The 22,368-nt window shown below is 45.4% G+C and carries 11 protein-coding genes and 4 pseudogenes; 5 read left to right on the forward strand and 10 right to left on the reverse strand.

The features are described 5' to 3' along the window. Nucleotides 1-168: 168 nt before the first annotated feature. The 10 genes and pseudogenes from DXA15_RS18090 to DXA15_RS18135 form a co-directional block, all read right to left on the reverse strand. Nucleotides 169-866 (reverse strand): annotated as a pseudogene (locus DXA15_RS18090) (16S rRNA (uracil(1498)-N(3))-methyltransferase). 31 nt (nucleotides 867-897) lie between these two features. Beyond that, nucleotides 898-2,214, reverse strand: coding sequence for a NupC/NupG family nucleoside CNT transporter (locus DXA15_RS18095; RefSeq protein WP_128134948.1), 1,317 nt, complete (start codon nucleotides 2,212-2,214; stop codon nucleotides 898-900). Next, nucleotides 2,211-2,847 (reverse strand): annotated as a pseudogene (locus DXA15_RS18100) (bifunctional nuclease family protein). Before DXA15_RS18100 ends, DXA15_RS18095 begins: the two are co-directional and overlap by 4 nt. A gap of 272 nt (nucleotides 2,848-3,119) precedes the next feature. Continuing rightward, nucleotides 3,120-3,914 (reverse strand): M48 family metallopeptidase, encoded by a 795-nt coding sequence (locus tag DXA15_RS18105; RefSeq protein WP_128134949.1) that lies wholly within the window; start codon nucleotides 3,912-3,914, stop codon nucleotides 3,120-3,122. A 21-nt stretch (nucleotides 3,915-3,935) separates the two neighbouring features. Then, on the reverse strand, nucleotides 3,936-4,865 hold the full coding sequence (locus tag DXA15_RS18110; RefSeq protein ID WP_128134950.1) for a DUF5106 domain-containing protein: 930 nt from the start codon (nucleotides 4,863-4,865) through the stop codon (nucleotides 3,936-3,938). A 307-nt stretch (nucleotides 4,866-5,172) separates the two neighbouring features. Beyond that, nucleotides 5,173-6,339 (reverse strand): SusF/SusE family outer membrane protein, encoded by a 1,167-nt coding sequence (locus tag DXA15_RS18115; protein ID WP_128134951.1) that lies wholly within the window; start codon nucleotides 6,337-6,339, stop codon nucleotides 5,173-5,175. 22 nt (nucleotides 6,340-6,361) lie between these two features. Next, on the reverse strand, nucleotides 6,362-7,993 hold the full coding sequence (locus tag DXA15_RS18120) for a RagB/SusD family nutrient uptake outer membrane protein (protein ID WP_046146568.1): 1,632 nt from the start codon (nucleotides 7,991-7,993) through the stop codon (nucleotides 6,362-6,364). 12 nt (nucleotides 7,994-8,005) lie between these two features. Then, nucleotides 8,006-11,023, reverse strand: a complete 3,018-nt coding sequence (locus DXA15_RS18125) for a TonB-dependent receptor (RefSeq protein WP_128134952.1) — start codon at nucleotides 11,021-11,023, stop codon at nucleotides 8,006-8,008. A gap of 57 nt (nucleotides 11,024-11,080) precedes the next feature. Beyond that, a pseudogene (locus DXA15_RS18130) lies at nucleotides 11,081-13,290 on the reverse strand (glycoside hydrolase family 97 protein). Nucleotides 13,291-13,306: 16 nt separating this feature from the next. Continuing rightward, the gene (locus DXA15_RS18135; RefSeq protein WP_128134953.1) at nucleotides 13,307-15,163 is read right to left on the reverse strand and encodes a glycoside hydrolase family 13 protein; all 1,857 of its coding nucleotides are present in this window, start codon (nucleotides 15,161-15,163) and stop codon (nucleotides 13,307-13,309) included. Nucleotides 15,164-15,369: 206 nt separating this feature from the next. Between DXA15_RS18135 and DXA15_RS18140 the strand changes: the two are divergent. From DXA15_RS18140 to DXA15_RS18160, 5 genes and pseudogenes are all read left to right on the forward strand, one after another. Continuing rightward, nucleotides 15,370-16,961, forward strand: a pseudogene (locus DXA15_RS18140) (DUF6377 domain-containing protein). A gap of 86 nt (nucleotides 16,962-17,047) precedes the next feature. After that, nucleotides 17,048-19,213 (forward strand): DNA primase, encoded by a 2,166-nt coding sequence (gene dnaG, locus DXA15_RS18145; RefSeq protein ID WP_128134954.1) that lies wholly within the window; start codon nucleotides 17,048-17,050, stop codon nucleotides 19,211-19,213. A 16-nt stretch (nucleotides 19,214-19,229) separates the two neighbouring features. Then, nucleotides 19,230-20,156 carry an ABC transporter ATP-binding protein gene (locus DXA15_RS18150; protein ID WP_128134955.1) on the forward strand — a complete coding sequence of 309 codons (927 nt, stop codon included), beginning with the start codon at nucleotides 19,230-19,232 and terminating at the stop codon, nucleotides 20,154-20,156. Beyond that, nucleotides 20,153-21,463 (forward strand): ABC transporter permease, encoded by a 1,311-nt coding sequence (locus DXA15_RS18155; RefSeq protein ID WP_128134956.1) that lies wholly within the window; start codon nucleotides 20,153-20,155, stop codon nucleotides 21,461-21,463. The genes DXA15_RS18150 and DXA15_RS18155 overlap by 4 nt, the downstream gene beginning before the upstream one ends. A 375-nt stretch (nucleotides 21,464-21,838) precedes the next feature. Continuing rightward, nucleotides 21,839-22,363, forward strand: a complete 525-nt coding sequence (locus DXA15_RS18160) for a histidine phosphatase family protein (protein ID WP_128134957.1) — start codon at nucleotides 21,839-21,841, stop codon at nucleotides 22,361-22,363. The last annotated feature ends 5 nt before the right edge of the window (nucleotides 22,364-22,368 follow it).

Below are 22,368 nucleotides of genomic sequence, written 5' to 3' on the forward strand. Positions count from 1 at the left end.
GTATTTTACCATTAACATAAAATGGGATGTTAATATAACATAACCTTCAATATCTCTCCTCCTTTTCCATTGAAGTATTAAAGTATGGTTCAAAGAAAAATAAAAAAAGGATACGAACCAAAGGTATTTCTTCGGTTAACATATCCTTTTTTCTATGATATTTAATCTTTACTGATTCAGTACATGAATCGTATGGCAAGCCACCAACGCTGCTGTTTCTGTGCGAAGTCGGCTATCTCCCAACGAGATAGGTTCAAATCCCTTTTTTAGAGCCAGTTCTATCTCTTCAGGCTAAAGTCTCCTTCAGGGCCGATCAGCACTAAAACGTTTTCACCTGGGCGATACGTTTGTTTTAATAATGTTTTATCTCCATCCTCACAATGAGCGATAAACTTACGACCGTCAAAAGGTTGGCTGACAAATGATTTGAAATCAGTCATTCCTTCCAGCTGGGGTAGTGTCGCCTTTTGCGACTGCTTCATGGCACTGATCAGGATCTTTTCCAGACGGGCTGGTTTTATCTCCCGCCGTTCTGAGAAACGACAATTCAGGCAGGTAATGGCATCAATACCGATCTCGGTCGCTTTCTCTGCAAACCATTCCATCCGATCCATATTTTTTGTCGGAGCAACTGCGATATGAAGGCGGAAGTTCCATAAAGCCGGTTGCTGCCAACTCTCCAGAATGGACACTTCGCAATGTTTATGATGGGCACGACTGATAGCCGCCTTATAAAAAGTACCTTTACCATCAGTCAGTAAAATTTCATCGCCTTCGGTCAGACGAAGTACACGAATACAGTGACCTGCCTCCTCTTCCGGCAGTTCCGGATTCACTGCAATATCCGGCGTATAAAATATCTGCACGTCTCTTTAATTTTCAATTTATAATTTTCAATTACCCGAGTATCATCCCTATAATCGTAGCCGACAGCACAGAAACCAAAGCACCGGCAATCATGGCCGGAAAACCGAAACGGGTTATCATTTCCTTCTTCTCCGGAGCCAGTACTCCCATTCCGCCTAACAGAATCCCGATAGACGAGATATTGGCAAAACCACATAATATATAGGTAGACATTAAAATCGACTTTTGATACATGAACATCCCGGCATCTTTCCACTCCTGCAACTGGAAATAAGCCACAAATTCATTCAGGATCGTCTTCTGTCCCAGCAAAGAACCGACAAGCATAATATCCGGTGACGGAATACCGATCAGCCACATAAAAGGAGCCAGGATAACTCCAAGAATAAACTGGAACGTCAATCCCTGCGCTTTACCGTCAGTCACCGAAACAATCCATTCATTCAAACCGGTATAACGGCCCAGCAGTCCTTCCAGAAGATAATTCGCCAAAGCTACCAGCGCAATGAATACCAAAAGCATTGCAGCTATATTGACCATCAGGCGGATACCGGTAGATGTTCCGGCAGCCAACGCATCCAAAGCCGTCGGATGAGAACTTCCTTTTTCCAGAGTGGCAGCCTGATCAACAGCAACTTCCGTCTGCGGACAAAGCATCTTTGCCAAAACGATCGAGCCGGGTGCAGCCATCAACGACGCCGAAATCAGATGCTTGGCAAACAACACCCTGGCTACAGGGTCACCCCCCGATAACATACCGATATAAGTTGCCATAACCGTTCCGGCGATAGTCCCCATTCCGGACACCATAACCAGGAAGATTTCCGACTTATTCATCGCCGGCAAATAATTCTTAATAAGTACGGGAGATTCAGTCATTCCCATAAATATATTTCCGGAGGTAACTAATCCTTCCGCACCCGATATATTCATAAACTTTCGTAGCAACCAGGAAAAAGCTCCCACAACACGCTGGATAATTCCCCAATAGTAAAAGAGGGAAACCAATGCTGAAAAGAAAATGACAACCGGTAATGAATGGATCAGGAATATAAACCCATTACTTTTGGTTGCATACGGTCCTAATAAAAAGCCAACTCCCGCCTGGGTAAAGTCCATCAGTTTAATAAACGCCTTCCCCATCCATTCCAAAGCTGTTCCCACGAACGGTACATAAAGAACTGCCAGGGCAAATATGAGCTGCATGATCAATCCGCCTCCTATCAACTTCCAGTCGATACGTTTCCGGTCATAACTCAAGGCATATGCAACAGCCAGAACTGTCACGATCCCCAGTATTCCACGTAAAAGGGACTCCAGACTAATCCCGCTCTGTTGGTCTATCATTTGGCACTGCCCTCCTCTTCTTCACGACGACGGATCTCATCTTTGTACATCTTTGCATATTCATAGTTCTCATCAGCTACGGCTTCTTCCATCCGTTCGCTCAGTTCTTCTTCATCCAGAAGAGAAAGCCATTTCTTCAATTCCGCCTCATCTTCTATATCTTCAGGCTCTTTGTCCAGCAAAGCATAATCGTTGTCATCCATTTCATCCGGCATCGAGGATTCTTCCAGCACGACTCCGCATTCTGAAACGATATGTTCTGTTGTATAGATGTCGCATTTCACCCGAAGAGCAATTGCAATGGCATCCGATGTCCGTGAATCGAGGCGTACCTGAGTTATGCCATCATCGAACAACAGCTCGGAATAGAAAACCCCGTCTTCGAACTTATAAATGAAAACCTCCCGTAGCTGAATGCCGAAAGCCTGGGCAAAAGTCATAAATAAATCATGAGTAAGAGCCTGGGAGGCGTAATATGTTCTAATGCAATAGCAATGGATTGTGCTTCCGATGTCCCTACTATAATAGGTATACGACGGGCTCCGTTTTCTTCCGCCAGTATCAGGCATACGCTCCCGACTGAATCTGGCTATTAGTCAGCCCTTGAACCCGTAATTTTATTTTTGTATCCACACCACATAAATTTTATAGTACTGATACAAAAGTAATATTATTTCGGAATTAAAAGAGGGAAAGTGGACAAATGATGATCGGTAAAGTCTATAAAAAAGAAAAGGTTGTCATCCCGACAACCAATCTTCATTGCTAACCTTAAATCTAATACCATGAAAAACACAGTGCAAATATAAGTGCTTTATGTTATTCAGCATAGTTTTATAGCACAAATCATACTTGTTTTAGCAATATTTTAGTAGAATACCTTATTTGGCAAGGTATATTAACAATCAATTCTTATCTTTCATATATTCATCCGCTTTCTCCTTCATCCGTTCAACACGTTTAGCTGTTTCGGGATGGCTTGAAAACATCTGGCGAAATTTGGATGATTTCGGTGCCTCTTCACTCAAACTCATCAGTTTATTCAATGAATTATGCATGCTGTACGGATCAAGACCATTAGCTACACTAAACTCAAAGCCGTAATCGTCTGCTTCATTTTCCTGTTTTTGAGAATATTGGGCACCGGCCAATGCTGTTGCCAGATCACCTAACTGGGAATCCGATAATTTAGCTACGACATCACTGGTTGCTCCTGCGGCATTTTTTGCAGCCGAAGTCAGATAAGCGTTCTTCATGGCATCTTTCGAATCGGAATGGAGCACATGACCGATTTCATGTCCGATAACAGCCATTACTTCATTGTCGTCCATCACTTTCATCAATCCGCCGCAAACACGGACACTACCGTCACCACAGGCAAAAGCATTTACGTCGATAACATTGTATACCTTAAAATTCAGATCCAGTCCGTCTACTTTGATATCCTTTGTCAGACGTTCCAGACGCTGCCCCATTTCCGTATCGGGACCAGCCACTTCATTATGGGTATCCATCCATTCGATATATTCACGGCTCATAGCCACTATATCGGCATCACTAAGTGTGACAGCTTTGGCAACATCGGTAGCGGCACTAACCACTTTCTTGGTGTTAATTGTTTTCCCTCCGATTTTAAACTGCGCAGAAGCAGTCAGGCTGACACCAGCCAGAAAAATCACTGATAATAACGTTGTTCTCATACTCAAATTTTATTTACATACTTAGTTCGTTTGCATTTGTATAAATTCCATCAACTGGTTAAATGTGACATCTTTTAGTATAACTTTTTTCGTTTTATCCAACAGGTAAAGGGTTGGAATTGCTTTCAGATCGTATATCTCATCATTTTTAAGGCTTACCGTATTATCATGGGAGTTTATCCAGGTTGCCGGCACATCAGGGATATGTTTCCGCCAGGCTTCCAGGTCCTCATCGGGATAGACAGCCAGAATCTTTAGTTTCTTATCAGACATCATCCGGCCGATCAACGGATCACCCGACAATTGTTCCGTAATTTCTTTACAGGCATGGCAATCCGGATTGTAGAAGAATAACAAAAGATAATCAGCCTTTACATTATATAATGTACCGGTTTTTCCATCGGCCAAGGTATAAGTAAAGTCGGTTGCCGGCTCACCTACCCTGTTCTTCAATGCCAGTTCCAATAAATGGGCAGGACGGATTTTGTTTACTTCATCGAGGACCGGTGCGGCCAGAACGGATTCGAGTACAGGGATATACAAAGATTCATCGCGCATCGGAGAGTTAGGATCATAAAGATACTTTTCATACAGACCGGCCATATGAGCAAAGAAGCTGCTATCAGCCGTAGCCTTGTGCATCATACCTTTGATGGAAGAGGTCGCAACTTCCGGAGTCACATATTTCATCAGGTCGATATAGTTGGTAAATGCCTGTTCCGTGATATCCGGCAGATGGATATACGCCGTATCGGTAAAATCAAATTTATCCCAATAATGCTGGACCAGATATTTGGCACGTTCGCCCGGATCGGTAATCATACTGGGGACGGCAACCATTTCAAAGGTTCTCGGCGTTGTATCCTCTTTCTCTGTTTTTGCAGTCTGCTGACCGTGACATGAATTAAAAATCAACGCAAATGCCAGCAAGCAAAGTATTCTGACTATCATATTTTTATGTTTTATAGTGCAAATATAACAGTTACGACAGTTTCAGATATCACTTTAGCCAAATTATTTCAAATAATAATTAATGTAACATGCCGTGGGAGATACTATTTTACCGGCATCTCTCTCTGATTAGATGCCTTACTAATATATTGCCGACAGCTGTAAGTAATATTATCGATAGTTATAAACAATATTGTCGATAGCAATCAATAATAATACTGAAAGCTATCGACAATAGATTTGTAGCTAATGTAATTCGGTTCAGTACCTATACCAAGCGAAGTTACATCAGGAACTATGAAATGTTTTATTTAATACTCCCCGTACCATCCAGAAAGTTGAGGTAAGCCTTCTGGCCTGCCGAAACATTCACTGCTTCCTGATCACCTCCGTTCTTACGGTATTCGATCTTATTGCTCAGGATGGCAAACTCGGTACGCCACCAGTCGGTTGACGGCAATTTAATGCACATACGTAAGGTGCCGGAGGCTACAAAAGCGGGTGAAACAAATTCGCCTTCACCGGAAGGGACGGTGAATTTACGGGTCTCGTCGAAGGTATCCCAACCGCCGGAAGGATCGCCGGTCAGGTAGATATCGGGAGCCAGAAATTCGAGAGTGTAGTTCAAATCCTTACCTGACACTTCGGTGGTAACGACCAGGATATACCAGCCGACATTCTTCACACCGATATTCTCTCCGCCACTACCATCATCTACACCGGACACTCCGGCTAAAGAGGCCGATGAGGCGGGGACAAGACCTTCGGAATAAGCGACCTGATTGCCGTCCCACAAAGGCTGCGCATTGAACTTCATTACGTTATTACCGCCAAAATACTGCATGGACCAGAATTTACCCGGAGTATCCGTTACCGGGATCATTTCTACCCATTTACCCCAACTGCTTCCGGAGGCAAAATCACCTACCAGGTACATCTGTCCCGGCAAAGTGACAGGAGGTTCCACATTATAACCCAATACTTTCGGAAGTTCGATAACATTGGACGTGATTTGTCCTGCTCCATTATTCGTAAGGGAAGCGTTCAGACGAATATAAACCGGCATGGGTGTCTCCGGCAATTCGGCATTATCGTTCGAAGCCTTCCACAAATCCAGCAAAGCCATGGCAAAGTCAACGGCGTCTATATTCAGTTCAGGCAGTGGGTAAGCCGGGGATAAGGTGGCATAATTTGCTTTTGTACCGGCTGCCTCATCGGCCTCCTTAAAAGTTTCTTCCAGGGAGAGTTGTACTTTATAGGTGGTAGAAGCCACGTATCCGTAATTAGGTTGCGTACAGGTCAGTTCAATGGAAGAAAGATTCTTCAGATCATATACTTCATTTGCCTGTGCCGGTGTATTCAGGTCAAACTCGGTTGGTTCCTGAAAAACCGGATTATCGTCTCTGTCTTCTCCGCAACCGGTCCAGAATAATGAACCGGCTAAAAGGAGCATATATATATTCAGTTTCTTCATTTGTTTACAGATTTGGAAGTTATTATTTTAATGATTCATATCCCGGGTTTTGCACCAGGTTCGGATTGGCTGTCAGGTCGCGGTCGCTGATCGGATAGATATTAAAGCGACTGTCAATGTTTGCAACGCCTTCCAATGTACCCCCTTTATATGCCCAGGCATAATCCTTGGTGAATTTTCCGAAACGTACGAGGTCGGAACGACGCTGTCCTTCCCAATATAATTCGCGGGCACGTTCATCGAGAATAAAATCAAGAGACAGGTCAGAGGCTGTAATATTGGCACTCTTATCACCGTTAGCACGTTCACGCAGTTGGTTTACATACTCAACGGCCTGTTCCTTATTGGTTCCGGCAGCATTGCGTACGGCACATTCCGCATAAATCAGATAGATGTCTGCCAGACGGAACAACGGGAAGTCGGTGTTCGGATCGGGTGTCGGAGTTACCGCTGCGCCGTCCCAGCCCAGGTTCGTAAATTTATGGCACAGATAACCGGTGTTCCAGTCCTGCATTTTCGATTCCGGAGTACGTGTTCCGGCACCATCATAGAAAGCATAACGTTTATCTTTCTTAACCAGGCTACCGTGGCTGTCGGTTCCCGCATCCGGACTTTCGTTGAAGAATCCGATCATCTGCTGTGTCGGCTTCAGGCAAGTCCACGAAGAAGACATTCCAAACCAGGTCTGGTCCATATCACCACCATAGGCAGCGGCTGTCAGCATAATTGTACTGCCATAGCTTTTTGCATTGACATTATCGAAAGGGATCGCGTAGATGATTTCATTCTTATGCATACCCGTCAGATGGTTTTCACCACAGAAGAGGTTGGCATAATTATCTTCCAGGCCGAACCCGGCGTCAATCACTTTCTGGGCATATACAGCAGCCTTGTCATACATCGGTTTGCCTGTATAAACTTCTGCATTCAGATACATTTTGGCAAGAAGCGTGTTAATGACCGGTCTGGTTACACGACCGTACGTTGCCATAGAAGGCGTTTCGTCCAGATTACCGTTTTCGGAAAGATCGATCAATTCGGCTACAATCTTGTCAAACAATGCCTCCGCCCCTATCTGTGACGGTTTCCACGACTTATCGTCTGTCGGGCTGTCATCCCAAACAACACCCGGATTGCGATAAAGGTCGATCAGGTAATAATAATTCATTGCCCGGAGTCCGCGCACCTGGTCACGATATTTCTGAATATCAGGAATGTCGCTATCTGCCGCATAAACGTCCAGGAATTCCTTGCAGTAACGAACATTCAGCATGGCACGCTGGTAGAATGAATAAGCATAAGGCAATGTATAATCCCAGTTCAGCTGGCATAACTCCACAATACCTTCGTCCGCCCAGTTCCAGATCGCTTCATCGGAAGGGAACAACTGCAAGGAGAGCAATCCGCGGAGAAAAACCAGCGAACCCTGGTCGCCACCCTGCAAGTCAGGTTCGACATTTGTATCGGAAGAGTTTCCCGACAAGCCGAAACCGGAATAGATTTTAGCCAGGAAGGACTGGCAGTCGGCTTCATTATGGATAGAACTGCTGGATTTATCCAGTATCGGCTCCTGATCGAGGTCACCCAGACAGGAAGTGGCCCATACACAACATAAAGAGGCAAGGCCCAATGATATATATTTTTTCAGTTTCATGATAGATGCATTTTAGAAATTGATGTTAACTCCGAATAATACTGTTATCGGACGCGGATATACGTTGTTATCCATACCGTCATTCACTTCAGGATCGAGACCGTCATACTTGGTTATGATGATCGGGTTCTGCACGGTTGCATAGAAACGGGCATTCCAGCTACTTTTGATAAACTTGTCGACATTATATCCCAATGTTATATTGTCGATCTTCAGGAACGAAGCATTCTGGATATAGTAATCCGACAAACGCTGGCGTGACTGGAATCCGGTTTTCAAAGCTGATGTAGGTTTATTGCTCAACGCATTGTTCCCAAACAATTCGTTGACGCCCAATGCAGCATTGGCGGCCGTCGAGTTGAAATTGTAATTGCCCAGGCTGACACGTCCGTTGAAGCCTAAATCCCACTGCTTATACGTGAATTTGGAGTTGAAGCCCATCAACACGTCTGCGGTCGGTTTCTTATAACGATAAAGGTCATTGTCGGTAATTACACCGTCACCGTTACGGTCCACATACTCACCTTCGATCGGGTTTCCGTCGGCATCATACACTTGCTGGAAAACATAGAATGTACCCGGAGCATAACCAACGCTATGGATCTTCAGACGCAAACCACCGTCACCACCTGTCGATTCGAAACGTTTACCCGGTGAATCGGAATTATCGTTATAAGTCAGTTCCGTAATCTTAGTCTTGTTGTAAGCGATATTGAAACCCAGGTCCCAACTAAAGTCACGGCTTACTATCGGACGGGTATTGATAGAAAACTCAACCCCTTTGTTTTCGAGCGAACCGATATTCGAAACAACATATTCGGCAAAGTCGGTTCCGGCCGGCACATTCACTTCCGCATTGATAAGGTCTTTTGTCTTACGGATATAACCATCCAAAGAACCGGTAATACGGCCGTTCAGGAATCCGTAATCGATACCGACATTATAGGTAGTCGTTGTTTCCCATTTCAGATTCGGGTTGACGGCTGTCGGTGCCAATACATTTATCCAGGTCACATTTCCGGCAGCATCATAAACAGGATACATGGCTCCCCCTTTTCCTTCCCGGTAAAATGAAAGATACGGATAATCGCCCTGGTTAATATCCTGCTGCCCGGTAACACCCCAGCCTAAACGCAACTTCAATTCATCCAGGCTACTAAAATCTTTCATAAAGCTTTCTTCATTCATCTTCCACCCCAAAGCCAGCGAAGGGAAGAGTCCCCAGCGTTTATCTTTGGCAAAACGGGAAGAGGCATCATCACGTAAAGTGAATGTCAACAGATATTTATCCATCAGCGAGTAATTCATACGTCCATAGAAAGAGGCCAGTACATATTTGGTATCTGTTTCCTTATATTCGTTGCTTACGGTCGTATTCTGTCCGAACGTTTCCGGCTTGCGCGACAAATAATAGGTCACATTATCCGTCTGCGTCTGGTAACTCTGATAAGAATAACCTGCCATGACGTCGAAGCGGCTGGCTACCGACGGTAGTTCTTTGGAATACTGTGCATAGAAATCAAACAGTTTGTTTTTATGTGTACTATTATAGATACGGTTACTTCCGGTTGCGTCATCGTCCGGCTGATAAGAACCGGGAGCATTCGGGTCTACATATTTCTTTCCTTCCACAGATGTATAATCGATACCCATATTCATATTAAAGCGTAAATCCGGCAAGAAGTGCAGTTTGTAATCGAACTGCGCATTTCCGATAAACGACTTGGCTGTCGAACGGTCATCGACCATTTCCAGCATAGAAACAGGGTTGACTCCGGCTGAGGTCGCTCTGGTGCCGTCCGGTGTGTAGTCGCCGGTCCAGGTAAAATAACCTCCGTATTTACTGCCGTTTGTAACCGGCTTGGTCGGGTCGAAGCTAACCGCGCTTCCCAAAGCACCCGTATCGGCAAAACGGTTTTTGATATAAACGCCTTTACCATTCAGGTTTACATTCAGGTGGTCCTGAAAGAAGGAAGGAGTCAATGAAACGCTTCCGGTATATCGCTGGAAATTAGATGTTTTCAGAATACCGTTCTGATCGGTATAACCGAAAGAGACACGGTAAGGCATAAATTCTTTGACAGAGCCGTAAGCACTGATATTATGGTCGGTCGAAATTGCCGTACGCAACACTTCATCCTGCCAGTCTGTACTGACATTCGGGAAGAGATTCAACGCATTCAACATACCCTCCGTCGTGTTCGGAGCATTTGTGATATAATCACGGTATTCATCCCCGCTCATTACATCTACTTTATTACGTTTCGTGCTGACAGACACATTACCGCTGTAATTGATCTTCACACTGCCGCTCTTTCCTTTTTTCGTCGTAATGATGATAACACCATTCGAGGCACGAGAACCGTAGATTGCAGTAGCCGATGCATCTTTCAGGACTGTAAAAGACTCGATATCAGAAGGGTTTATCGTACTCAGCGGATTGCTTAACCCGTCTGGGGCACTGTTACCCATAATCACACCGTCGATAACCACCAACGGATCGTTTTTAGCAGACAAGGAAGAACCGCCACGGATACGGATCGAAGAAGAGGAACCCGGCTGTCCGGTTGAAGAGGCAACGGATACACCGGCCACTTTACCCATCAACATATCCTGGGGACTGACCTGCAAGCCGCGGTTCTTTTCATCCGGCTTGATGGCGATAACAGAACCGGTAGCATCATTCTTCTTAACCGTACCATATCCAATAACGACAACATTCTCCAACATCTGGGAATCTTCTACCAGAATGATATTCATATCAGAGGTAGCAGGCAATTCCTGCATCTTATATCCGATAAATGAAACAGAGATAATATCGCCTTTAGAGGCAGACAACAGAAACTTACCGTCTATATCGGTAACGGTCCCGTTCGTTGTCCCCTTTATAATAACATTCGCCCCGATAACCGGTTCTCCTGTAGGATCTTTCACAACTCCAGTTACTGTCATTTGCTGGGCAAAAACAGAAACGGACATACACAAGCCTGCGATCAGCATCAACAGTGCTTTAAACCTTAAACGTTTCATGTGCTTAAATTTAAGTTCTTTACAAGTTTACTTAATAACCTTAACAATCCTTTCACCTTATAGATTTTTTAACCCTTTTATTTCTTTCGGGTCGCTCACTTCCTGAATGCTGATAGCAAAACCTCCTCCGCTGGCAGCCTTCAAATTCAATTTGCTTTTGCTTGTCAACACACCTTTCTTTATAGTATATGCCTGCGGATTATTTTTCCAGTCGGCATCTTTTGCATCGGCGTATATTACTGCCACATATTTCTTTCCCGGATCAAGGAAGTCGAAAAACAGGCGGGATTCATGTCCGTTCTCATCGGCCGTACAGCCAACGAACCAGTTACCTGTTCCTTTTGCTTTGCGGGCAATCGTGATATAATCGCCCGGTTCTGCTTCCAGGTAAAGCGATTTGTCCCAATCGAGAGCGACATCTTTAATAAACTGGAAGGCATCGGCATATTGTTCGTAATGTTCGGGAACATCGGCTGCCATCTGGAGCGGACTGTACATCGTTACATAAAGTGCCAGCTGACGTGCCAATGTAGAACGAACCTGTGAAGTGTTCGACGGATTCATCGCGCTGCAATGTGTTTCGAAGATACCCGGCGTATAATCCATCGGACCACCGATCAGACGAGTGAAAGGAAGAATCGTTGTATGATCCACGTTATTACCTCCAAATGATTCATATTCTGTTCCGCGAGCCGATTCGTTACCAATCAGGTTCGGATACGTGCGACACAGGCCGGTTGGGCGTGTTGCTTCGTGAGCGTTTACCATGATCTTATAGTCGGCCGCTTTCTTTACAGCATACAGATAATGGTTACACATCCACTGTCCGTAATGATGTTCGCCGCGGGGAATGATATCGCCTACATAACCGCTCTTCACACTGGTATAGCCGTTGTCTACCATGAACTGGTAGGCTTGATCCATATGACGTTCGTAATTACGGACGGAAGCAGATGTTTCATGATGCATCATCATTTTTATTCCTTTGCTTGCTGCATAACGATGGATTTCCTGTACATCGAAATCAGGATAGGGAGTAACAAAGTCGAATACATAATCTTTACTCTTGCCGAACCAATCTTCCCAACCTCGTTCCAACCTTCCACCAGGACGGCATCGAAACCATTGGCTGCCGCAAAGTCGATATAACGCTTTACGTTCGTTGTATTAGCGGAGTGGCGTCCGTTGGGTTTTGTTTTTGAATAATCGGTTTCCCCTAATTTGACACTGCTCAATTCGTCGGTGTAAGCCCATGTTCCTTTGTTGGTGATCATATCCCACCATACACCGACATATTTCGTCGGCTTGATCCAGGATACATCATCCAACTTACAGGGTTCGTTCAAGTTTAATGTGATGCGTGAAGCCAGGATATTACGGGCGTCATCGCTTACGATAACCGTTCTCCACGGTGACTGGCAAGGTGTCTGCATATATCCTTTATCGCCTTTTGCATCCGGTGTCAACCAGGACTCGAACGTCATCGTTTTGTCATCCAGATTCAGATGCATACAGGAATAATCAACTAAAGCGGCTTCATGCAGATTGATATATAATCCGTTATCCGATTTCATCATTAACGGAGTCTGTACACCGGTCTGCGAGAAAGGTGTTTGTGATGAGTTGGGAGTAACAGCCTCTTTCATCAAACCGCGGATCTCGCTCAGGCGAGAGGTCATGGTGCTGTATTCCTGCGTATCGTAATCGCCCGGTAACCAGAATGTCTTATGGTCGCCTGCCATAGCGAACTGAGACTTTTCTTCCTTGATCACGAAGTAGTTCAACTCTTTCTGTTGCGGGAATTCATAACGGAAACCCAGTCCGTCATTGAACAGGCGGAAACGAACCACGATAGAACGGTCGTTGGATGGCTGTTCCAGCGTAACAGCCAGTTCGTTGTAGTTGTTCCGAATTTCTTTTTCTTCACCCCAGACCGGTTGCCAGGTTTCATTGAAGCTGGAAGTACGGGTATCCTTTATCCGGAAACCGTCATACAGATTCGTTTTCTTATCCAGTGCATCCACGTCCTTGCGTTGTTTGAACTCAAAGTCGACGGCGGCATCCGCATCTTCTTTCTTTAATTCTAGTCCCAGGTGGCTGGGTTTGATCACTTCTTTTTGTTTATAACTCAGGTCATAAACCGGTGCGCCCTTTTCATCCAACCGGAAGTTCATTTCCAGGTTTCCGTCAGGCGACAACAATTGCTGTGCATAGCTGATCGTGCTGCATCCGAGCAGGGCGACCAATATTAATACTTTACTTCTCATGGTGTTATTATATGATTTAATTAACTTTTCCAAATTCAAGGATCAACACGTCTTTACCTTTCAACGATAAAGAGGTCTGCAAATCGATCTGCCGATCGTTCAACAGGTCGTAAGCCCGACGGGCGGGAAGCACTTCCTGATAAGAAGCCAGGTCGACCGTGCGGTCGGCATCAGAACCGTTCAGGAAAACAACAACGGAATGATTTCCGTACTTACGTTCGTAAACGTATACTTCGTTCTGCGTAATAAAATGTTTGAACGAGCCTTTGGCTATCGCATCATTGCCTTTTCGCCAGTTGAGTAGCTTACTTATATATGTATAGGCTTCGTTCTGCTGAGGGGTGCGACCGGCCGGAGTAAATGCGTTTTGCTTGTCACCTGTCCATCCGCCAGGGAAGTCACGGCGCAGAACACCATCGCCTTCGGCTTTATCGGCAGCCATCAGTATTTCGGTGCCATAATAAATCTGCGGGATACCACGAACGGTCAGCAGGAAAGCCAAAGCCTGTTTGTAACGGTTCAGGTCGCCTGTAGGCGGTACTTTATAGAAACGGGAGGTATCGTGGTTGTCAAGGAATACCAACAGATTCATCGGGTCGGCATACACGATATCCTGTGTCAGGTAATCATAGATACGTGCCAGTCCCCTATCCCAGCTGTTCGTCTCTTCATCGAATGCCGACGACATGATATTCATCAAAGGAAAATCCATGACCGAAGGCAGGTAAGAGTTCCGGGGATAAGCCACTTTGCTGTCCTTCTGCCAGAAAGAGACACCTACATTATTTCCGATCCACGTCTCTCCTACGATATTGAAATCGGGATATTCAGCATTGACAGCCCTGCACCAGCGTGCCATCATATCGAAATCGGCATACGGATGCGTATCTTGTCGGATACCGTTGATCCCGGCATATTCAATCCACCAGATACTGTTCTGGATCAAGTAAGAAGCAACATGCCGGTTGCGTTGGTTCAGGTCGGGCATCGACTGTGTGAACCAGCCGTCTATATTTTTAACTTTGTCGTAATCAGAACGGTAGGTGTCGGCCTGCGGCATCGTCTGGTAACCGGTCTGCACGAAATGATCCTGGAAGTTAAACCAGTTATCGGACGGTTTATCGGTAAAGAAGAAATGTTCGCTTCCGCAGTGGTTAAAGATCATATCCATTACGATCTTCAAACCTTTATCATGGGCGGCACTAACCAGTTGGCGAAACTCTTCATTATCACCGAAGCGAGGATCGACTTCATAATAATCAGTAATGGCATACCCGTGATAGGAACCTTCGGCCATATCGTTCTTCAGGATAGGATTCAGCCAGATGGCGGTAACACCCAGATCGGAGAAATAATCCAAATGATCGGCTATCCCTTTCAGGTCACCTCCGTGACGGGCATACATATCCGTACGATCCACTTTCGACTCGCGCATTCCGGGAACAACATCATTCTTCGGATCACCATTGGCGAAACGGTCGGGCATGATCAGGTATAAAACGTCTGAAGCATGGAAACCTTCCCGGGCAGACGAGTCCTTCTCGCGCCCTTTTATCTGATAAGGGATGATTGTTTGTTCCCCGTTCTTTGTCAGTTGAATGTCGAATTGCTGCGGAGCAGTTTCCGACAGATCCAGATAAAGCAGTAAGTAATTCGGATTTTGTAGCTTCACGATCTCTTTCACGCGAATATCGGAAGCTGTTATCGATATACTATCGGTTGCGATATCCGTACCATATAATAGGATTTGCAGTTCGGGATTCTTCATACCCGACCACCAGAAAGCAGGTTCCACTTTCTGTATTTTTACGCCTGACAAAACAGGCAGGCAAAAGCCAAGACATAATACAAAGGTTACAATTATCTTTTTCATGGAATGATTTGTTGGTGAACGATGCAAATGTAGCGGGATGGATTACCGGGAAAACGCATTAGAAAAAAAATCAAAACTCATAAAACATCTTTTCACCTGTAATACAAGACTATAGCATATTTCAACCAGGCAAAAAATCAAAACGTATTAGAAGGTATTTCAAATGTATTTCACTATCTTTGCGCTAGATGAATCAAATCAACAACATGAAAAACACGATATATTCTCTTTTTCTACTCCTTTTGTCGATATTGCCGGCACATGCATCCGGCGATGAGCCGACGATCAAATCCCTGCTCAAAGAGTTGGATCGTACCATCGCTATGAAAGCCAACTTTCACAAACAGCGGGAACACGAGATAGACAGTATCCGGAAACTGGCACATACCACTTCTTCGCCAGAGGAAAAATATCACCTGTACAGTTCCCTGTACGGAATCTACCTACATTACCAGGCCGACTCAGCTTTGCATTATCTGGAAAAAAGGAAAGCACTCCTTCCGTCCCTCCAAAATCCACAGTACGAGAACGATTTATGGATCGCAAGAGCCGAAGTACTGGGAATCATGGGACTTTACAATGAAGTAGCCGCTCAACTGGAGCAAGTACGCCGGGATCAGCTGGACAACCAGACCCTGCTTTACTATTATTATACCTGTCGTACTTACTATGGTTGGATAGCAGACTACACCCGTACCGACGAACGGCACAAGTATATCGAGAAAACGAATGCCTACCGCGACTCCATCTTATCCCTCACTACCAACCAGCTCGACCACAGTGTGGTACTGGCCGATAAAATGATCGTAGACGGACAAGCGGATAAAGCAATCGAACTGATAAATAAAGAGTTGGAAGGTTTGGACAACCGGGAGTCACTGGTCTATCTGTTATACAACCTGTCGCAGGCTATGCCCAGAAAGGCGACACCGAAAAACAAATCTATTACCTGGCCCAAACCGCCATAGCCGACCTGAAAGAAGCTAAACGTGAATATATATCCTTGCAAAAACTGGCCTTGCTGATGTTTGAAAAGGGAGATATCGAACGGGCCTACAAATATCTGAGTTGCTCGATGGAAGATGCCGTTGCCTGTAATGCCCGTCTCCGTTCTGTAGAAGTAACAGAGTTTTTCCCGATCGTGGATAAAGTGTATAAACTGAAAATCGAGAAAGAGAAACAGATATCGCGCACGTTACTGATTAGTGTGAGCTTTTTATCTTTCTTATTATTGGTAACGATCATCTACCTGTACCGGCAGATGAAGAAACTGTCCCTCATGCGAAAAGCAGTCAGTGCCTCCAATGAGCAGTTACAGGAAATCAATAAAGAGTTGAGCCAGGCCAGTAAAATAAAGGAAGAGTACATTGCCCTTTACCTGAACCAATGTGTCATTTATCTGGATAAACTGGATACTTACCGCCGTTCTTTAGCAAAGCTGGCTATGGCCTCCAAACTGGACGACTTATTCAAAACAATCAAGTCCGAGCAATTCATACGGGATGAACGGAAGAATTTCTACAATGAGTTCGATAAATCGTTCCTGAAGCTATTCCCCCATTTCATCAAATCGTTTAACGCCCTGATGACGGAAGAAGGAAAACTAAGCCCTAAATCCGGTGAAATATTATCCACCGAGTTACGCATCTTCGCCCTGATCCGCCTGGGAATCAGCGACAGCAGCAATATCGCCCATTTCCTGGGTTATTCGCTGGCTACCGTTTATTCGTACCGCAGCAAAGTGAGAAGCAAAGCGCTCGACAAAGAGAAGTTTGAAGAAGAAGTTGCCTCCCTTTAATCTTTCATACAGATTGTAAACAGGCATGATATCATTTCAAATAAATTCGTTACATTTGTCACCCATTATATTAAGGAAGGAAATAAATGATCGATCAACCTACCATAGACCGGATACTTGACGCTGCAAACATTGTGGATGTTGTTTCAGAATTCGTTACCCTGCGCAAGCGAGGGATCAACTATGTAGGATTATGTCCTTTTCATACTGATAAAACGCCCTCGTTCTACGTCTCTCCGGCTAAAAATATATGTAAGTGTTTTGCCTGTGGCGAAGGTGGTACGGCCGTTCACTTCATTATGAAGCATGAACAACTGAACTATTTCGATGCCTTGCGTTATCTAGCCAAGAAATATAACATCGAGATACAGGAACGGGAGCTGACCGACAAGGAGAAGCAAAGGAAAAGCGACCGCGAAAGTATGCTGATCGTCAATAGCTGGGCGCAGCAATACTTCACCACCCAACTATACGAACATGTAGAAGGAAAAACGATCGGACTGCGCTACTTTGCCGAACGTGGGTTCCGCGAAGACACCATCCGCAAATTCCAGTTGGGCTACAGCCTCGACAAGCGCGATGCTTTATACAAGGAAGCTACCAAAAACGGTTATAAGAAAGAGTTTCTGGAAAAGACCGGTTTGGTTATTGCCTACGATAACGGAGGGGTCAATGACCGTTTTCGTGGCCGTGTGATATTTCCGGTACATACGTTAAGCGGAAAAGTCGTAGCCTTTGGCGGCCGTGTGCTCAAGAAAGACGAGAAAACAGCCAAATATGTCAACTCTCCGGAAAGTGAGATTTACCATAAGAGTAATGAGCTTTACGGTATCTATTTCGCCAAACAGGCGATTGTCAAGGAAGACCGTTGTTTCCTGGTGGAAGGTTATACCGATGTAATCTCCATGCACCAGGCAGGAATAGAGAATGTGGTCGCCTCCTCCGGTACGGCTCTTACACAGGGACAGATACGACTTATACATCGTTTCACCAGTAATATAACCGTATTGTATGACGGTGATGCGGCCGGTATCAAAGCGGCCCTGCGCGGTATCGACCTGTTGCTGGAAGACGGGATGAATGTGAAAGTGGTTCTCTTGCCGGACGGCGAAGACCCCGACTCGTTTGCCCGTAAACATAATGCCAGCCAGTTTTCCGAATTTATCAAACAGAGCGAAACGGACTTTATCCGTTTCAAAACCCGTTTATTATTGGATGATGCGGGAACCGACCCGATCAAGCGCTCGTCGCTGATTACGGATATTATCCGTACGGTAGCCATCATCCCCGATAATATTGCCCGTTCCATCTATATCCGCGAATGCAGCGCCATGATGGAGATAGACGAACAGGTCTTGCTGAACGAAGTCAATAAAATCCGGTTAAGCAAGGAAGAAAGGCAGAACGCACAGCCACAGGCCGCTCCTCCGATATCAAACACCGCGAGCCTGATACCGGAATATCCGGATCTCCCCGGTTACCAGCCCCTGGTAGAGACCAGTTTCCTGCCAACGGATAATCCTATGCCGTTGCCGGACGACAACATGCCCCCTCCTCCACCTCCGATGGAAGAATATCCGATGGAAGAAACCGGGCCTATGGATGTTCCGCCTCCCGATTATCCGCCAGCTGAACCGCCACAGACGGTTCAACCGGTACAGCCAGTACAAACATTTCAGCCGAAACGTTCACCTTACGAAGTGTACGAACTGACGTTGCTAAAATATATCGTGCGGTATGGTGAACAAATCCTTTTTGATTATGTGGATGAGGAGACAAACGAACATATCGTGATGCGTGTGGCCGAATATATCCGTTACGACCTGGAACGTGACGACCTGACTTTCTATACCCCGATCATTAAAAGCATGCTCGACGAAGCCGCAGACAAATGCAAGACCGAGGGGTTTATTGCCAGCCGTTATTTCCTGGCCCATCCGGACCCGAACGTAAGCCGACTGGCCGCCAACCTGATCAGCGAAAAGTATCAACTGAGCAAGTATCACAGCAAATACCGCGAGTTGGAACAGGAACAGGATAAACTGGACCAGTTAGTCACCCGCGAAATATATGCGATGAAAGATGCTTATATCCTCCGGCAGATAAAGGAGACACAACTGGGCATCAAAGAGGCGCATGCCCAAGGAAATGAAGATAAGGTGTTTGAGCTGATGAAACAACTCACACGCCTGAATGAAATAAAAAACGTATTGAGTAAGGAATTGGGAGAACGTATCGTATTAAAAATGTAACAACAACTTATTGCCTATGAACTTTTTGGAAACGGAAGATGTGGTTAAACAATATGCCAGTCATCTAGCCTTGAACAAAGTCAGCATACAGGTTCCCGAAGGGAAAATATTCGGGTTACTCGGACCGAACGGTGCCGGAAAAACCACGCTGATTCGTATCATCAACCGCATCACCGCCCCCGACAGCGGCACCGTCCGTTTCAACGGACGCGAATCGAGACCGGAGGATATTTACCAGATCGGTTATCTCCCGGAAGAACGGGGATTGTATAAAAAGATGAAAGTAGGCGAACAGGCCATCTACCTCGCCCAACTGAAAGGGTTGTCTTATCCCGAAGCCCGGACCCGTCTGACCCGTTGGTTTGAAAAGTTCGACATCATGCCCTGGTGGAATAAGAAACTGGAAGAGTTATCGAAAGGAATGCAACAGAAAGTGCAGTTCATCATTACCGTCATCCACGAACCGTCACTGCTTATCTTCGACGAACCGTTCAGCGGTTTCGATCCGGTGAATGCGGAAAGACTGAAACAGGAAATCCTGGAACTGAAAGAGAAAGGACATACGATCATTTTCTCTACCCATAATATGGCTTCGGTGGAAGAAATATGCGATAACATAGCCCTGATTAATAAATCGCAAGTGGTATTATCGGGAAATGTGGCGGAAGTCAGAAACCGTTTCCGGAACAATACATTTACATTACGTATCTCATCCGATAGTGTCCTTTCAAACACTCCGGCGGATACCTTCACGCTGCTTTCCGAAAAAGAACAAAGCGGAATACGCGAACTGCAAATCCATAAAGCCGACGGGATCAGTAATTCCACTTTACTGTCTACTCTGTCCGAGCAGGTCGAAATCCTGTCGTTTGCCGAGGAACTTCCCTCCATGAATGATATATTTATTAACACCGTATCGGGCACAAACACCACACAGGCATGAATAAAATAGGACTTATTATCAAAAGAGAATATCTGCGCCGGGTAAGTAAAAAGTCGTTTATCCTGCTTACGCTTCTGACTCCGTTTTTATTTGCCGCACTGGTATTCGTACCGTTATGGCTATCGACTATCAAAGGGGATGAAGTACGTAATGTTGCCATCATCGATACGACCGGGAAATATGCCTCGTTGTTCGAGAATAACGAAAGTTTTCATTTCATCCACAGCGATAAAACGTTAGACGAATATCGTCAGGGGGGAGATAAGGAGGTATTCGCCTTCCTGAGTATCACAGACGACTTGCTGAACAATCCTAAAGCAGCAACCCTATATTCGGAGAAACAGGTACCGGCCGAACTGAGCCGTTTAGTCAACCAGACACTCAGCAAGCAGTTGGAAAGCGAAAAACTCGCCTCTTTCAATATCCCTAACCTGAAAGAGATCATCCGGGAAAGTAAAATCAATTTCAACGTACAGACCATAAAATGGAGTGAAGACGGAAAAGAAAGTGCTTCATCGGCAACCGTCGCTTCCGTCATCGGGATGGTGTTCACGTTCATTATCTATATGTTTATTATGATGTATGGTGCAATGGTGATGCAGGGGGTTATGGAAGAAAAGACCAACCGTATCATTGAGGTGATGATCTCATCCGTTCGTCCGTTCGACCTGATGATGGGGAAGATCATCGGGATAGGCTTCGTCGGACTGACACAAGTGTTCCTATGGGGTATTATCACGACCATACTGGTCAGCGTAGGAGGTTTTATGTTCTCCGGTGGAGTCGATGTGGCATCCCTACAAGCCGGACCTCAAATGGGGATGATGGATGCGAATGCGCTGGCATCTTCTTCAGGCAATGAGATTATGGGGATTATCAATTCGATCAATATCGCAGAGATCGGTATTTCCTTTATTATCTATTTCATTGGCGGCTATATGTTGTATGCATCCATATTCGCGGCTATCGGTTCGGCCGTAGACAGCCAGGAAGATACACAGCAGTTTATGGCGCCTGTTACGATCTTTATGATCTTTGCGCTGTACGCCGGCATTTACAGTATGGAAAATCCGGATGGCCCGTTGGCTTTCTGGTGTTCGATGATCCCATTCACGTCACCGATCGTTATGATGGTACGTATTCCGTTTGAAATACCTTTGTGGGAGAAGCTGTTATCTGTTTCCTTATTATATGCTTCTGCTATCGGTATTGTCTGGTTATCCGCCAAGATATACCGTGTAGGTATCCTGATGTACGGCAAGAAACCGAGTATCAAGGAAATGGTGAAATGGATTAAATATAAATAAGATATTAATTATAGAAAGATTTGAGCTATCTGCTAATTATAGGATGAGCCAGTTGGCGACGGTGTCTTCAAGCTGTAGGCCTGTAACAAATTAGCCCAGGGTTCTAACCCTGGGTCCCCTTGAATCCTTCTCTTCCAGAGGCACCCTGTAGGGGTGCGACAAGGTAGAAAGGGTTGATATTTATCTTGTTCCGCCCCTACAGGGCGGAAAGGCAGGAGCGAGTTTTCATAAACCCAGGGTTGGAACCCTGGGCTGGTTTGTTAAAGCCTTACAGGCTTATATTGACACCGTAAAGGCGTTCGCGAACCGCCCCTACCAACGACGCAACATTCACATCTGATAATATTCGAAACATTCATATCCGACAATATAAATATGGAAGCGACAATATCACTTATATTAAGCCGTCATGGAGAGACGGAAGAGAATAAATTGCATATTATGCAGGGACAGATGCCCGGTCATCTGTCTGAGTTGGGCAAACAACAGGCGGAACAGTTGGCCGACCTGCTGGAAGAGGAAGAAATAGATGTAATTGTCAGCAGCGACCTGGCCCGGAGTTACGACACTGCTATGGCTGTTGCCCGTCGCAAAGGGTTGGAGCCTGTCCAGACACCGCTGCTCAGGGAAATGGATTGGGGTATCTATACCGGAAAAGTGGCTAATGAAATGGACTTCAAGAATCTGCCGGAAAGTGTGGAGAGTGTGGAGGCTTTATATAAAAGAGCCGGAGAGTTTCTGCAATTCCTGCAAACGAACTTTCCGGGAAAACGTATCCTGGCTATCGGGCACGGAGGTTTCAACCGTGCCATTATCGTCCGTATAGAAAAAAGGCAGCAAGAGGAAATCCTGAAGCTGCCAATCATGAAAAACACAGCTTGCCTGCGTTTTTCACTCTAAATGAT

This window comes from Parabacteroides sp. AM58-2XD, from assembly GCF_003463685.1.
Classification (GTDB): domain Bacteria; phylum Bacteroidota; class Bacteroidia; order Bacteroidales; family Tannerellaceae; genus Parabacteroides; species Parabacteroides segnis.

Excerpts from the sequence above, each read along its gene's own strand:
- DXA15_RS18095 (WP_128134948.1), bottom strand. The coding sequence starts at position 2,214 with ATGATAGACCAACAGAGCGGGATTAGTCTGGAGTCCCTTTTACGTGGA.
- DXA15_RS18160 (WP_128134957.1), top strand. The coding sequence starts at position 21,839 with ATGGAAGCGACAATATCACTTATATTAAGCCGTCATGGAGAGACGGAA.
- DXA15_RS18150 (WP_128134955.1), top strand. The coding sequence starts at position 19,230 with ATGAACTTTTTGGAAACGGAAGATGTGGTTAAACAATATGCCAGTCAT.
- dnaG (WP_128134954.1), top strand. The coding sequence starts at position 17,048 with ATGATCGATCAACCTACCATAGACCGGATACTTGACGCTGCAAACATT.
- DXA15_RS18135 (WP_128134953.1), bottom strand. The coding sequence starts at position 15,163 with ATGAAAAAGATAATTGTAACCTTTGTATTATGTCTTGGCTTTTGCCTG.
- DXA15_RS18110 (WP_128134950.1), bottom strand. The coding sequence starts at position 4,865 with ATGATAGTCAGAATACTTTGCTTGCTGGCATTTGCGTTGATTTTTAAT.
- DXA15_RS18120 (WP_046146568.1), bottom strand. The coding sequence starts at position 7,993 with ATGAAACTGAAAAAATATATATCATTGGGCCTTGCCTCTTTATGTTGT.
- DXA15_RS18105 (WP_128134949.1), bottom strand. The coding sequence starts at position 3,914 with ATGAGAACAACGTTATTATCAGTGATTTTTCTGGCTGGTGTCAGCCTG.
- DXA15_RS18155 (WP_128134956.1), top strand. The coding sequence starts at position 20,153 with ATGAATAAAATAGGACTTATTATCAAAAGAGAATATCTGCGCCGGGTA.
- DXA15_RS18125 (WP_128134952.1), bottom strand. The coding sequence starts at position 11,023 with ATGAAACGTTTAAGGTTTAAAGCACTGTTGATGCTGATCGCAGGCTTG.
- DXA15_RS18115 (WP_128134951.1), bottom strand. The coding sequence starts at position 6,339 with ATGAAGAAACTGAATATATATATGCTCCTTTTAGCCGGTTCATTATTC.